This is a genomic window from Micrococcales bacterium (assembly GCA_009784895.1).
Classification (GTDB): domain Bacteria; phylum Actinomycetota; class Actinomycetes; order Actinomycetales; family WQXJ01; genus WQXJ01.
In genome coordinates this window covers 22,685-35,950 of record WQXJ01000005.1, presented here as the reverse complement: position 1 = coordinate 35,950, position 13,266 = coordinate 22,685, and the positions used below count along the sequence as shown (strand labels likewise).

At 61.9% G+C, this 13,266-nt stretch carries 12 protein-coding genes; 6 read left to right on the top strand and 6 right to left on the bottom strand.

What is annotated here, in order from left to right:
* The first annotated feature begins 49 nt into the window (after positions 1-49).
* Positions 50-742, top strand: a complete 693-nt coding sequence (locus tag FWD29_01760; protein ID MCL2802670.1) for a TrkA family potassium uptake protein — start codon at positions 50-52, stop codon at positions 740-742.
* Here the strand turns inward: FWD29_01760 and FWD29_01755 are convergent.
* Together FWD29_01755 and FWD29_01750 are read right to left on the bottom strand one after the other, a co-directional pair.
* Positions 739-1,497 (bottom strand): ABC transporter permease, encoded by a 759-nt coding sequence (locus FWD29_01755; protein MCL2802669.1) that lies wholly within the window; start codon positions 1,495-1,497, stop codon positions 739-741. The two genes, FWD29_01760 and FWD29_01755, sit on opposite strands and share 4 nt — an antisense overlap.
* Positions 1,494-2,225, bottom strand: a complete 732-nt coding sequence (locus tag FWD29_01750; GenBank protein MCL2802668.1) for an ABC transporter ATP-binding protein — start codon at positions 2,223-2,225, stop codon at positions 1,494-1,496. The genes FWD29_01755 and FWD29_01750 overlap by 4 nt, the downstream gene beginning before the upstream one ends.
* 262 nt (positions 2,226-2,487) lie before the next feature.
* Between FWD29_01750 and FWD29_01745 the strand changes: the two genes are divergently transcribed.
* The 5 genes from FWD29_01745 (at position 2,488) to FWD29_01725 (ending at position 9,673) form a co-directional block, all read left to right on the top strand.
* Positions 2,488-3,918 carry a trehalose-6-phosphate synthase gene (locus FWD29_01745; protein MCL2802667.1) on the top strand — a complete coding sequence of 477 codons (1,431 nt, stop codon included), beginning with the start codon at positions 2,488-2,490 and terminating at the stop codon, positions 3,916-3,918.
* Entirely contained in the window at positions 3,915-4,697 is a 783-nt protein-coding gene (gene otsB, locus FWD29_01740) for a trehalose-phosphatase (GenBank protein MCL2802666.1), read from the top strand. The genes FWD29_01745 and otsB overlap by 4 nt, the downstream gene beginning before the upstream one ends.
* A gap of 109 nt (positions 4,698-4,806) precedes the next feature.
* Positions 4,807-6,933: a S8 family serine peptidase gene (locus FWD29_01735; protein MCL2802665.1), complete on the top strand. Its 2,127-nt coding sequence runs from the start codon at positions 4,807-4,809 to the stop codon at positions 6,931-6,933.
* Between the two features lie 266 nt (positions 6,934-7,199).
* Positions 7,200-8,315, top strand: a complete 1,116-nt coding sequence (gene ugpC / locus FWD29_01730; protein MCL2802664.1) for a sn-glycerol-3-phosphate ABC transporter ATP-binding protein UgpC — start codon at positions 7,200-7,202, stop codon at positions 8,313-8,315.
* A gap of 101 nt (positions 8,316-8,416) precedes the next feature.
* Entirely contained in the window at positions 8,417-9,673 is a 1,257-nt protein-coding gene (locus FWD29_01725; protein ID MCL2802663.1) for a DUF4032 domain-containing protein, read from the top strand.
* Between the two features lie 72 nt (positions 9,674-9,745).
* On the opposite strand, the gene rlmB is transcribed toward FWD29_01725, so the two are convergent.
* The 4 genes from rlmB to FWD29_01705 are packed head-to-tail and all read right to left on the bottom strand — an operon-like array spanning position 9,746 to position 13,206.
* The gene (gene rlmB / locus FWD29_01720) at positions 9,746-10,747 is read right to left on the bottom strand and encodes a 23S rRNA (guanosine(2251)-2'-O)-methyltransferase RlmB (GenBank protein ID MCL2802662.1); all 1,002 of its coding nucleotides are present in this window, start codon (positions 10,745-10,747) and stop codon (positions 9,746-9,748) included.
* A gap of 47 nt (positions 10,748-10,794) precedes the next feature.
* On the bottom strand, positions 10,795-12,225 hold the full coding sequence (cysS, locus tag FWD29_01715; GenBank protein ID MCL2802661.1) for a cysteine--tRNA ligase: 1,431 nt from the start codon (positions 12,223-12,225) through the stop codon (positions 10,795-10,797).
* Positions 12,226-12,244: 19 nt separating this feature from the next.
* Positions 12,245-12,718, bottom strand: a complete 474-nt coding sequence (gene ispF / locus FWD29_01710) for a 2-C-methyl-D-erythritol 2,4-cyclodiphosphate synthase (GenBank protein MCL2802660.1) — start codon at positions 12,716-12,718, stop codon at positions 12,245-12,247.
* On the bottom strand, positions 12,715-13,206 hold the full coding sequence (locus FWD29_01705) for a CarD family transcriptional regulator (GenBank protein ID MCL2802659.1): 492 nt from the start codon (positions 13,204-13,206) through the stop codon (positions 12,715-12,717). The genes ispF and FWD29_01705 overlap by 4 nt, the downstream gene beginning before the upstream one ends.
* Between the last annotated feature and the right edge of the window lie 60 nt (positions 13,207-13,266).

Sequence of the window (13,266 nt, the reverse complement as noted above, 5' to 3'; positions counted from 1 at the left end):
CTGTCAGTCAAAGCCAGCTATTGCCCACCAGCGACGAAAAGGAACGACCATGGACCAAACCACCAACACCATTCCGGCTGAGGCCCAAGTGCCAACGGACGGCGCCGTCTTGGTCATTGGCCTGGGCCGTTTTGGCTCACGTCTAGCCCTGACAGTCGAGCGACTGGGCCGCGATGTCCTGGTGGCCGAATCGGACCCTGAGGTGATCCGGCGCTGGTCCGGTCGCCTGCCAATGGTGCAGGCCGATTGCACCAACCCCGACGCTCTTGAGCAGCTCGGCGCGCGCGACTTCCCGGTGGCCGTAGTTGGGGTTGGCACCCAGTTGGAGACCTCGATTTTGATCACCTCAAATCTGGTCGACTTGGAGTTACGGCAAGTTTGGGCCAAAGCGGTGTCCTCTGAACACGCCCGCATTCTGCGCCGAATTGGCGCCCACCAGGTGATTTTGCCGGAGGCCGATGCCGGCGAACGGGTCGCCCACCTAGTTTCCGGAAGGTTGCTGGACTACATCGAATTCGAGGACGGCTTCACCGTGGTCAAAATGCATCCGCCTAAGGAGACCATTGGCTTTACCTTGGCCCAATCCCAGATCCAAAAGAAGTATGGCGTCCATGTGATTGGCGTCAAATCGCCTGGCCACGACTTCGAATACGCCACCTCACAAACCCGGATTTCACCCCAAGACCTGCTGATCGTCTCCGGCGACACAACGCTGCTCGATCGCTTCGCCAAGCGTCCTTAGGGTGTGCGCCGCCTGAGCGTGGCCACGCCAATGCCCAGCGCCAGGGCGACAAAGGCCAAAACCAACAGGACATCTCCGCCAGCATCAACCAGGGACTGACCAGCCACAGCGACCTTATTGGTGGCCTCAATGGCGTAGGTGAACGGCACCACATCGGAAATCCACTGAAGCACCTGCGGCATCTGATGGCGCGGCATTACCAGACCGCAAACCACCAGTTGAGGGATGATGATGGCCGGCATCATCTGCACTGCCTGAAATTCAGTCCGAGCTAGCGATGAGGCAGCCAGGCCCAGGGTCGATCCAAGTACGGCGTCCAGCACTGCGATAACGACGACTTCCCAGACATGACCTTTGACGTTCATGCCACAAACCCAAACCGCCCAAGTGGTCACCACGGTGGCCTGCACGGCTGCGGCAATGGCGAAAGCAATGGCATAACCAAAGACAAAATCGGCCTTGGCCAACGGCGTGGTCATAAGCCGTTCGAGTGTGCCGCTGGTGCGCTCGCGTTGAGTCGCTACCGAGGTCACCAGGAACATGATGACAGCTGGGAAAATGGCCAACAGCATGGGCCCAAACTGGTCAATTACAGGCGGGCCGGTAGGACCGCGCACGGTTTGACCGTGAAACATCCAAGCGATCAGACCCAAAATGACACACGGCACCACAATGATTAGGGCAATAGTGCGCCGGTCGTGTTTCAGCTGGCTGAGCACACGGCGGGTGGTGGCCAGAGTGCTGCGGCCGGTCATAACTGATCACCTTCCCGCCTAGCACCGTCATCCAGGGCCAGGAAAGCTGCCTCGATATCTGTCGCACCGGTTTTGGCCAAAATGCCATCTGGAGTGCCGTCGGCCAGAATTCGGCCTTCGCGCAGCAGGACCAGCCGGTCGCAGCGGGCGGCCTCATCCATGACGTGGCTGGAAAGCAGCTGAGTCACACCTTCCGCCGCCAGCTGGCGAAACAGATCCCACAAATCGCGTCGCAGGGCCGGGTCCAGTCCAACTGTTGGTTCGTCTAGCACCAGCAATTTGGGCTGGCCTAGTAAGGCGGCCGCCAGCGAGACCCTTGATAGCTGCCCACCGGAGAGATTGGCCACTGTCTGATGGGCGTGGCTGGCCAGACGGACTCGCTCGATAACGGCTTCGACCTGTTTGGCACCAGCTCCCATCAGGGCGCCAAAGTAACTCAGGTTTTCCCGGATTGTCAGGTCTTTGTAGACCGACGGCTCCTGGGTCATGTAGCCAACTTGGCGGCGCAAGTCGGCGTTTCCGGCCGGCCGGCCCAGCACCGTGACTTGGCCGGATTTGACGATCTGAACACCGACAATGGCCCGCATCAGGGTTGACTTGCCACCGCCTGATGGTCCTAGCAACCCGACAATCTGTCCGGTTGGGACCTCCATCGATAATCCGGGCAGCACCACTCGACCGGAGCGCACCACCACTAGGTCTTTTATCACGACCGCTGGCTCGGTCATACTTGCTCCTCGCTGTTGGCGGCCGCTGTACCGCTTCCACAATGCCACGTCGCCACCTCAGGTGGACTGGGCCGCGCCCATTGGCCACCAAGTCTGGCTGTGCCACCGGCTGAGTCAAGGCGATGGAGTACCATGACTTAAGCAGCTGGTGACAGATACCAGCAGCGAGGGCGGCGGTTGACGACACCTTCCCCTGAGGCTGTGGTCACAGCCGCGCGTAGCGCCACGATGGACGCGGCCCACCCGGCGGTAGGAGCATCAATTGAATGTTGGCCAGTTTGACCTGGTGGTGACTGCCAACCGGCTTCCGGTTGACGTGACCACAAATCCCGACGGTTCTGTTACCACCGGACGGTCGCCCGGCGGCTTAGTTACGGCCATGGAACCGGCCCTAAAAGCCCACCGGGGCGCCTGGGTCGGCTGGCCCGGCTCGGCCGATGTGGTCTTCGACCCAATCACGGTTGACGGCGTGACATCGTTCTCGGTGCCGCTCAGTGAACAGGAAATCGCCGAATACTACGAAGGCTTCTCCAACGCGACGCTGTGGCCGCTCTATCACGATGTCATCGCCCAGCCGTCCTATCACCGCGAGTGGCATGAGGCCTACCGGCAGGTCAACCGCCGTTTTGCCGAGGCCACAGCCGAGGTAGTAGCCCCCAACGGTGTGGTCTGGGTCCATGATTACCAGCTCCAGTTGGTGCCGGCCATGATTCGCGAGATCCGCCCCGATGTCCGGATCGGTTTCTTCAACCACATTCCCTTCCCGCCCGAGGCCCTCTTCGCCCAGCTACCTTGGCGGCGCGAAATCCTGATGGGGCTGCTCGGTGCCGACATTCTGGGCTTCCAGCGGCCGCAGGACGCGGCCAACTTCAGAAGCTGTGTCCGTCGCGTCACCGGATTGACCACTCGCTCCCAGTCCATCATGGTGCCCGGTCAAAACGGCGCGCTTAGGCACGTCCAAGCCATGGCCTTCCCCATTTCGATCGACTCTGGGGCCGTTGACGCGCTGGCCCGCAGCTCGCGCGTTCAGGCCAGGGCGCGAGAAATCAGGGCCGAGCTGGGCAACCCTGACGCCATCCTTTTTGGCGTTGATAGGCTCGACTACACCAAAGGCATCCCGCACCGCTTGAAGGCCTATGAAGAGCTTCTGCGAGAAGACCGCCTGCCCATGCCGGGGGTTGTCCTGGTTCAAGTAGCCAGCCCGTCGCGCGGCAATGTCAGCGCCTATAGGCGTTTGAAAAAGGAAGTCGAAACCACCGTTGGCCGGATCACAGGCGACTTCGGCACTCTGGCCTCACCAGCCATCCACTACTTGCATCAAAACCGGGGTCTCGAAGAGATGGCGGCGATGTATTTGGCGGCCGATGTCATGCTGGTCACGGCCCTACGCGACGGTATGAATCTGGTGGCCAAGGAGTATGTCGCTACTAGAGTTGACGGCCGCGGCGCTTTGGTCTTGTCGGAATTCACCGGCGCGGCCTCGGAACTGAAGCAAGCCGTTTTGGTCAACCCACATGACATCAACGGCCTGAAATCCGCCATTGTCCAGGCCGTCAACATGACGCCGCGCGAACAACGCCGCCGCATGCATGCCCTGCGCCGCCGCGTCATGACCAATGACGTCAACGCTTGGGCTGGCTCCTTCTTGCACGCCTTGGCTCCCGAGGTCTTTCCACCTCAGGAAATCCAGTGACGCCAGCGGCCTGGTGGTCAACTGCGGCTGATCGCCTGACCCGGGCCCAGCGGGCCTTGCTGGCCTTGGATTTCGACGGCACCCTAGCGCCACTGGTTGACGACCCGGAGGACTCCCGCGTTCTGCCGGCCGGCGCCAAGGCACTTCACGCCCTGGCCCAAGTGCCCTCACTGCAACTGGCCCTGGTTTCCGGCCGCCCCATCAATGACCTGGCCAGACTGGCGCTGCCACCAGAGGGCACTCATTTGGCCGGCTCCCATGGGGCAGAATTTGGCCAGGTCAAAGACCAGCACCTCTGCCTGATCCCCCAGGAGCTCAGCCCCGCTCAGCAAGAGCGCCTGGAGCAGATTGAACAAGGACTTGAACAACTGGTTGTGACCGCGGGCAAACCAGCCGGCGCCTGGGTAGAGCACAAACCGTTCGCCCACGTTTTGCACACTCGCCTGGTGTCCGATGCCGGCACCGCCGCCCGCATCTCGGCTGAGGCGGAGGACTTGGGCCGGGAGTTGCAAGGCCACGTCTTAGCTGGCAAAAACGTGGTTGAGATCTCGGTTGTACCGGCCGGCAAAGCCGGCGCGCTACGCCAGCTGCGAACCGATCTTGACGTCTCGGTGGTGGCTTTTGCCGGCGACGATGTCACTGACGAGCTAGCGCTGCGAACCCTCGAGGCGACCGATGTCTCAATCAGAGTAGGTCCGGGCACAACTGCGGCCCAATTCAGGGTCCAGGACCCGGCCGAAATGTGCCAATTCCTGGGCTTTTTGGTGCTCCAGTACTAACCGCTTTCTCCCTGGGAGGAATACTCTTCGGCACTTGGATTCGATAGGGTCTACACGTAACGTTTCAGATGCCACGCGACAGCCCCCGGACCGAAATGGAGACTCGCTAGTGGTTCGCTTCAAAACTCGATTTGCCCACGTCGCGGTTATCGTCGCTCTGACCGTAGTGGTGGCGCCTCTTGCCCTCGAAAGCGACAACCTGGCCTATGCTGCCCCGAGCCCGGCCGCCAGCGCCGATGGTCCTGCCTTGGACCCCGATGAGGCCAATGTTGATGGCGAACGGCTCGTCCTGATCCCGGCCGATGGAGTCAGCCAGGACCAGATCGAGCAGAAGGTGGCGGAGGTCACTAATTCACCCAGACTGGGTGAAGCCGATCTAGACGGGGGCGGCCAGCGCGACGTCACCATGGAAATCACCACCAGTGACGTCGGCACTTCGCAAGCGGTCGCGGACGAACTGGTCAATGCCGGCCTAGTTGAGGCAGTTGACTATGGCTTCACGGCCGAGCCGATGTACGCCGGGAACCCAAATGACCCGGCCCTAGCCAACCAGTACGCCTACTTCACCGGCGCTGGCGGCGCCAACTTCCAAGGTGCCTGGCCGGCTCTGACGGTGGCCAACCAGTCGTCAATGGCGCCAATCGCAGATATTGACACTGGCTTCCAGATGAACCACCCCGATGCCCAATGCGGCCAGATCGTGGCCGGCTACAACTACGGCGACAACAACACCAACGTCAACCCAACCAACATGGGCAGCGACGGGGTCACCTATCACGGCACGGCCACTGCCGGCTTGATGGGCGGCTGCACTAATAACGGCACTTTGCTGGCCAGTGCCGGCTGGGATCAGAAGGTCATTGTCTACAAGGTTTCCAGTGCTTCGACCCAGCTGATGACAGACACGGCCATTATCAACTCGATTTACGCCGCGGTTGATACGGGCGGTGCTCGGGTGATCAACATGTCGTTGGGCTTCACCGGTACGGCCATGCCCTCCAACTTCCAGGCTGCCGTTGACTATGCCATTTCCAAGAACGTGGTGGTGGTGGCCAGCGCCGGCAACTACGGCAACACCTCGATCAACGGCGTGGCCAACCCTGTGGTTTACCCAGCGGCCTATGCCCCAGTCATTTCAGTGGCGGCAACCAATTCAGCTGGTGCCGTGGCTAGTTTCTCAACCTACAACTCGGCTGTCGACATTGCCGCCCCAGGTGTTTCGGTTGCCACCTTTACGCAAAACTCTTGGGCCTACCAGGACGGCACCTCGTTTAGCGCACCGTTAGTGGCGACTGCCGCCGCCATTGTGCTGCGTCTGAGCCCGAGCCTGACTCCGGCCCAAGTCGCCAGCGTCTTGACCGCTACGGCCAAGGGCAACGGCTCCCACAACAACAACACCGGCTATGGCATCTTGAATGTCCAGGCGGCCCTGGCGAAGCTGGGCGACATCCCTCCGACTCCGCCACCACCGCCCATCTACATCCCGTCTATGAGCCAGATCATCTTGAGCCCGGACCTGACCGGCGACGGCCGGGCTGACGTGGTGGCGGTCAGGGCCTCAGACGGCGGCCTATTGGTCTTCCCCGGCTTGGGCAACGGCCGGCTGGGCAGCCCGCTGCTAGTTGGCACTGGTTTTCAAGGCGTCACCATGTACGCCCCAGGCGATTGGAATGGCGACCGCCGCAACGACCTGCTCGGTATGGACGCGGCTGGCAATATGTATCTCTTTGCCGGCCGCGGCAACGGCTACCTAACCAACCCGGTCCAAATTGGCCATGGCTGGTCGGCTTACAACGTCATCCCCAGTGGTGACCTAACCTCCGATGGCAACCCCGACCTGCTGGCTGTCAATAAGTCCAGCGGCGATCTCTTCCTTTACGCCGGCAACGGCAAAGGCGGCTTCAAATCCCCCTATCCGAAAGTTGGTTACGGTTGGCTGGGCTTCCAATTGGTTCCCGGCGGCGACCTGACCGGTGACGGCAAAGCCGACATTCTCGGTATTGACCCGGATGGCTACCTTTTCCTCTACGCCGGCAACGGCAAAGGCGGATTCTCAGGCAAACGTCAAGTTGGCCACGGCTGGAATGCTTACGCCTTGATCGGTGGGGCGGACCTGAACGGCGACCGGATAAACGACGTTCTAGGCCGGGACAACGCCACCGGTATTCTCTACTTCTACCCAGGTAAAAAGGGCGGCGGCTTCACCGGCAAGATCCAGGTTGGTGCCGGCTGGTGACCTAGGCGGCTGGCGGACCAGTCCCGTGGGACGCAACCGACGGCAGTAGGACGCGCCGCACCGGCGTAAGGCTTTGGGCTTGGGACGCGGCCCGGCATCGGCCGTCTCAAATCTGCGTACCAGCGAAAAGGTCCCTTTTGCGACCAGTCCTGGTGTGGAATCATGGCCTCCAATGCTCAACGGCTGAGCAGGTGTGTCGCCAAGTAGGTGACGCCTTCACAACGGATCGTCCGGCACGTACCTGCCGGTGAAGGGATGACAAGTAAATGGCGACTGTAACTTTTGATGGAGCCACCCGGATTTATCCGGGCTCTGAGACTCCCGCCGTTGACCACCTCGACCTCCACATTGAAGACGGCGAATTCCTGGTTTTGGTTGGGCCTTCGGGCTGCGGCAAATCAACCTCGTTGCGTATGCTGGCTGGCCTGGAGGAAGTCAACGACGGCCGCATTCTGATTGGCGAACGCGATGTCACCGACGTCCAACCAAAGGACCGCGATATCGCCATGGTCTTCCAGAATTACGCCCTTTACCCGCATATGACAGTGGCCGACAATATGGGCTTTGCCCTCAAGATCGCTGGTATGCCCAAGGCGGAGATCCGCCAGCGGGTCGAAGAGGCCGCCAAGATTCTCGACCTGACCGAATATTTGGCCCGCAAGCCCAAAGCTCTATCCGGCGGCCAGCGCCAACGTGTGGCCATGGGCCGGGCAATTGTGCGCCAGCCGCGGGTCTTTTTGATGGATGAGCCGCTGTCGAACCTCGACGCCAAGCTACGTGTCTCGACCCGCACCCAGATTGCCTCATTGCAGCGGCGGCTAGGCGTCACCACGGTTTACGTCACCCATGACCAGACCGAGGCTCTAACCATGGGTGACCGCATCGCGGTGCTCAAAGATGGTTTGCTGCAACAGGTTGGCACGCCGCTGACCTTGTATGACACGCCAGGTAACGTTTTCGTGGCCAGTTTTATTGGCTCGCCGGCCATGAACCTTGGTACCTTCCCGGTGACTGGAGACTCAGCCCAGGTGGGCGGCGCCCAGTTGCCGCTGGCCCCGGCCGTTGTGGCGGGGTTAACCCCGGCCGATGTAGGCAAGGTCACTTTGGGCTTTAGGCCTGAGAACGTGACGGTGTCAGACAAGCAGGCCCCAGGGTCCATCCCGGTCCAAATCGACATTGTCGAAGAGCTGGGTTCGGATGCCTACGCCTACGGTTCGATTATTGGCGATGACCCGGAGACTACTACGTTGCAAGGTGGCGAGCTGATTGCCAGGGTGGACCCACGCTCAGTGCCCAAGAAGGGCGAAGCGGTCTACGTAGCGATCAACCCCGGCGCCCAACACACCTTCTCCTCCGCCAGCGGTGAACGGCTGGACGGCTAGGAGCAACAGACAAGTACAACCGGGCGCGCGGTCCCGCCCTGGGCTGGCCGGCCAGCCGGCGGTGAGGCCGCCGCGTCTAAGACAGTAGGACGGCGTTTTTGGTGCCTGGACCTCTGACCATCACCGCGGCCGAGCCGAACCCGGCCCTGCTCTCCCTGCCCTGGGATCTGCCGCTGGAGGAGTGGCCAGATTCGGTGGTGGTGGCCTTGCCGCGAGGTATTTCGCGACATGTGGTGCGATTTGTGCGCCTATCTGACCGGGTTTTGGCTGTCAAAGAGATCACCGAGTCGGTGGCTCGGCGCGAATACCAGTTGCTCAAAGACCTCAAGGGACTAAACGAGCCTAGTGTCGAGCCAGTGGCGGTGGTGGCCGGTCGCAGCAGCCAGGACGGCGAGGACCTGGGCGCGGCCTTGGTCACCCAACACCTGAGATTCTCATTGCCGTACCGGGCCTTACTGGCCCAACGTCTCAGACCGGAGACTGCCACCCGGCTGCTTGACGCCCTGGCCCTGCTGGTGGTTCGCCTCCATTTGATTGGCTTTTACTGGGGTGACGTTTCACTGTCCAACACCTTGTTTAGACGTGACGCCCACGCCTTTGCGGCCTATTTGGTCGATGCTGAAACCGGCGATCTGCACGAGCAGCTGACCCAGGGTCAACGGCTCTACGACCTCGAATTGGCCCACGTCAACGTGATCGGTGAGCTGATGGACCTTGAGGCCGGCCAGATGCTGGAGGGCGACATTGACCCGGTGGCAATTGGTGACTTCTTGGTTGATCGCTACCACCAACTTTGGACCGCGCTGACCGCCGAGGAGACGGTTGATCAAGACGCCCCTTGGCGCCTCGAAGAGCGCATCAACCGATTGAATGAACTGGGCTTCGACGTGGCCGAGTTGTCCATGGTGTCCAACCAAAGCGGTTCGGCTGTGCGGATTAGACCCCAGGTGGTCGATGCCGGTCACCACCAGCGCCGCCTCTTCCGCTTGACCGGCCTGGATGTACAGGAAAACCAGGCCCGGCGGCTGCTCAACGATTTGGACACCTACCGCGCCTCTTCCGGTCAAAGCGACCTGGATGAGGACTATGTTGCCCACAACTGGCTAACTGACGTATTCGAGCCGACCGTCCGGGCGGTTCCGCCCGAGCTACGCGGCAAACTCGAACTTTCTCAGATCTACCACGAGGTTCTGGACCACCGCTGGTTCATGTCACAAGACCAAAACCGCCATGTGCCTATGGCTGAGGCTGTCCAGAACTACATCGACTCGATCTTGCGTCACCGCCGCGACGAGGAATCACTAATCCTGGAAAACACCGACGAGCTGCCCTTGACCGACGGCTCCCACCCTGACTAACTCAGTTAGGCCGGACTGTGCCAAAGCTCAGCCTCGCGCCCCGACCTCAAGTTGGACTGAGGGGTGGGCCGGTCACTCTGCTGGGCTTGGCTGGCGGCGGGCTTTGGCTACCTCGTACAGCGCAATGCCGGCGGCCACGGCGGCGTTGAGCGATTCAGTGGCGGCCTGGATTTCGATGGCCGCGGTCAGGTCGCAGGCTTCGCGGGTCAGGCGGGCCAGGCCTTTACCTTCCGACCCGACCACCAGTACCAGGCCGGAGGTCGCCACCGGAAGCCCGGCCACATTGTCCTTGGCTCGACCGTCCAAACCAACTACAAACAGACCCTCATCCTTGAAGAACTCCAAGGTGCGTACCAGGTTGGTGGCCCGGGCCACCGGGATCCGGGCGGCGGCGCCGGCCGAGACTTTCCAGGCGGTTGGACCCATCTGGGCCGAGCGCCTCTCGCGGATGACCAGACCATGGGCGCCAAATGCCGCCCCGGCCCGTAAGACCGCACCTAGGTTATGCGGATCGGTGACCGAATCGAGCACCACGATCAACGGGGTTTGGCCGCGCCGGCTGGCGCTGTCAAGCAGTTCGGCCGCTTTGGCGTACTGGTAGGGCACGGCTTTGAGGGCAATACCTTGGTGAGAAGAACTGCGGCATTGTCGCTCTAGGTCTGGCTTTGGCAATTCTTCGATCGGCAAGCCCCGGTCGGTGGCTAACCTGATCGCTTCGGTCACTCGGTCGTCTGGGTCTAGACCGATGGCCAGGTCCAGCCGCAGGGCCGGTACCCTGGCCCGCAAGGCCTCGAGCACGGAATTGCGACCGACTACATAGTCGCCAGCTCCACCGACCGGCCTATCGCCGCCGCTCGGAGCCGTTTGACGCCGAGCTTTGGCCTTGGCTTGGGCCTGACGCCCGGCCGCCTCGGCCGCTCGTTTGGCTGCCGGATGGTAGGGCCGGGCCTCCGCCTTGGGGGTTGGGCCCTTGCCTTCGAGGGCACGGCGAGACTTGCCACCGCTGCCGGTGGCCGGTCCCTTCTTTGACCCTGGTTTGCGCACAGCTCCGCGCCGCTTGGAATTGCCTGGCACGTTACACAAGCCTAGGTGAAACCTCGGCCTAGCGGCGAAAGGGCTGGTCAGGGACTGGTACTGCCGTTGGGGCCGGGCTGGTCGATTTGCCAACGCACCCCGGCCGGGGAGTCTTCGACCTGGATGCCGGCCCCGGCCAGGGCATCGCGGATCGAATCAGCCTTGGCCCAGTCACGGGCGGCCCTGGCCTTGGCCCGGGCTTCGAGCCGCTCGGTCACCAGGGCGTCTAGTGCGGTCGAGGCCTGATCGACCGAGCCGGCCTGATCCCACGGCCGCGCCAATGGGTCTAACCCCAGCACCGCCAGCATGGCCCGGGTTTCGGTCAGTGCCAAGGCCAGTTCAGCGTTGTCGAAATCGGTTAGGGCGGTGTTGCCGCGGCGCACGGCCTCATGGACCTGGGCCAAGGCCCCAGCGGTGTTGAGGTCGTCATCCATAGCCTGGACGAACCCCTCCGGTAACGCCACCTGGTCTAGGTCCCCGGCCTGGCAGCGCTCCGAGGCTCGGCGGACAAAGCCAGTTACACGCTCCCAGGCGGCGGCCGATTCGTGCAGCGTGTCGATGGAAAACTCCAAAGTCGAGCGGTAGTGGGCGGCCGTTAGGGCGTAGCGCACCACCACCGGTTCGACTTGTTTGATCAACTCTTCTAACAGCCACGAGTTGCCCAACGACTTTGACATTTTGACGCCAGCCTCGGTTAGCAGCCCGTTATGCAACCACAATTGGGCAAAGCCGTAACCGGCCGCCCGTGACTGGGCCTGCTCGTTTTCGTGATGCGGAAAACGCAGATCAAGCCCGCCACAGTGAATGTCAAAACTCTCACCCAAATAGCGCAGGGCCATAGTTGAGCACTCCAAATGCCAGCCGGGCCGCCCGCGCCCCCAAGGCGTGGCCCATGAGGCGTCCTCTTCACCTGGTTTTGAGGCCTTCCACAAGGCAAAGTCATGGGGGGAACGCTTGTCGGTGACGTTACCGTCATCGGCCGGCGCCATATCAACCACACGCTGGTGGGTCAGCTCGCCATATGCCCCAAACGAGGCGACGTCAAAGTAAACGTTGCCAACCTCGCCCGTATAGGCGTGCCCGCGCTCGATTAGACGATCGATGAAGGCAATCATTTCCGGCACATGCCCGGTGGCCCGCGGCTCATAGCTGGGAGGGGCCACGCCCAGGGCCTGGTAGGCGGCGGTGAATTCGCGCTCGAAGCGATGGGCCCAAGCCCACCAGGGCTGGCCAGCCTGGCTGGCTTTGGCCAGGATCTTGTCGTCTATGTCTGTCACGTTGCGGATAAACGTGACTTCTCCCACCTGGCGTTCGAGCCAGCGTCGCAGCACGTCGAAGACAACTGCCGGGCGCAGATGGCCAACATGCGGCGGCCCTTGCACGGTGGCGCCGCACTGGTAGATGCCAACTCGGCCGCTTTGCAGGGGCGCGAAGTCCCGCGGCGCGCCGGTGGCGGTGTCGTACAGCTTCAAGGCCATGGCGAAAATCTACCTTTTCTTAGCTGGCCTGGACCAGACAGGTGGCGATGGCGGCCAGCCCCTCGCCTCGACCAGTGAAGCCCATCGAATCGGTGGTGGTGGCGCTGAGCGAGACCGGCGCCCCAACGGCCTGGCTCAGCGCGGCCTCGGCCTCGCCCCGGCGCTGAGCGATTTGGGGTTGATTACCAATCAGCTGGACGGCGGCGTTGACCAGGCTGTAGCCGGCCTGAGTCAATTCATCAAGGACGCCTTCTAAGAAGAGAGCCGAGTTGGCCGCCCGATGCCGCGGGTCGGCGCTGCCGAAAAGCTCACCTATGTCTCCAAGGCAGCCGGCAGAGGCGATGGCGTCAACTAGAGCATGGGCCACGACGTCACCGTCGGAGTGGCCCTCAAGGCCGGGTTGGCCGGGCCATTGCAGCAGCGCCAAATGGAGCGGGCGCGCATCAGCGGCTAGACGATGGGCATCAAAGCCAATGCCGGTCCGGTAGCTCATGCCACCGTGACGGCCAGAACCTCATCTAGGCGACGCTCTGCCGCCTCCTCGTCGGTTTTGTCCGCCAAGGCCAGTTCGGAGACCAGGATTTGCCGGGCCCGGGCCAGCATGCGCTTTTCTCCTGCCGAAAGGCCGCGGTTGGTGTCGCGCCGGGACAGGTCACGGACCACCTCAGCCACTTTGATGACGTCGCCTGAGGCGATTTTCTCGACATTGGCCTTATAGCGCCTGGACCAGTTAGTTGGTTCTTCGCGAACATTGGCCTGTAACACCGAGAAAACCTGCTCAAGACCCTCTGGCCCAACCACATCGCGTACGCCAACTAGCTCAACGTTCTCGGCCGGCACCTCAATGGTCAAATCGCCTTGGGTTACACGCAGCTTCAGATAGGTCCTAGATACGCCCCTGATGGTGCGGGTGGTTATGTCTTCTATTAGAGCCGCTCCGTGGTGAGGATAAACGACGGTCTCTCCAACAGCGAATGCCATGTTTTTGGGTACTTCCCCTCTCGCGAACTGGCCAAGTCTAGCACGAAGTGGACTTGACCA

What these genes read in the sequence shown, in the direction of transcription:
- FWD29_01760 (MCL2802670.1), top strand. Translation starts at nt 50, where the DNA reads ATGGACCAAACCACCAACACCATTCCGGCTGAGGCCCAAGTGCCAACG.
- FWD29_01755 (MCL2802669.1), bottom strand. Translation starts at nt 1,497, where the DNA reads ATGACCGGCCGCAGCACTCTGGCCACCACCCGCCGTGTGCTCAGCCAG.
- FWD29_01750 (MCL2802668.1), bottom strand. Translation starts at nt 2,225, where the DNA reads ATGACCGAGCCAGCGGTCGTGATAAAAGACCTAGTGGTGGTGCGCTCC.
- ugpC (MCL2802664.1), top strand. Translation starts at nt 7,200, where the DNA reads ATGGCGACTGTAACTTTTGATGGAGCCACCCGGATTTATCCGGGCTCT.
- cysS (MCL2802661.1), bottom strand. Translation starts at nt 12,225, where the DNA reads ATGGCCTTGAAGCTGTACGACACCGCCACCGGCGCGCCGCGGGACTTC.
- ispF (MCL2802660.1), bottom strand. Translation starts at nt 12,718, where the DNA reads ATGAGCTACCGGACCGGCATTGGCTTTGATGCCCATCGTCTAGCCGCT.
- FWD29_01705 (MCL2802659.1), bottom strand. Translation starts at nt 13,206, where the DNA reads ATGGCATTCGCTGTTGGAGAGACCGTCGTTTATCCTCACCACGGAGCG.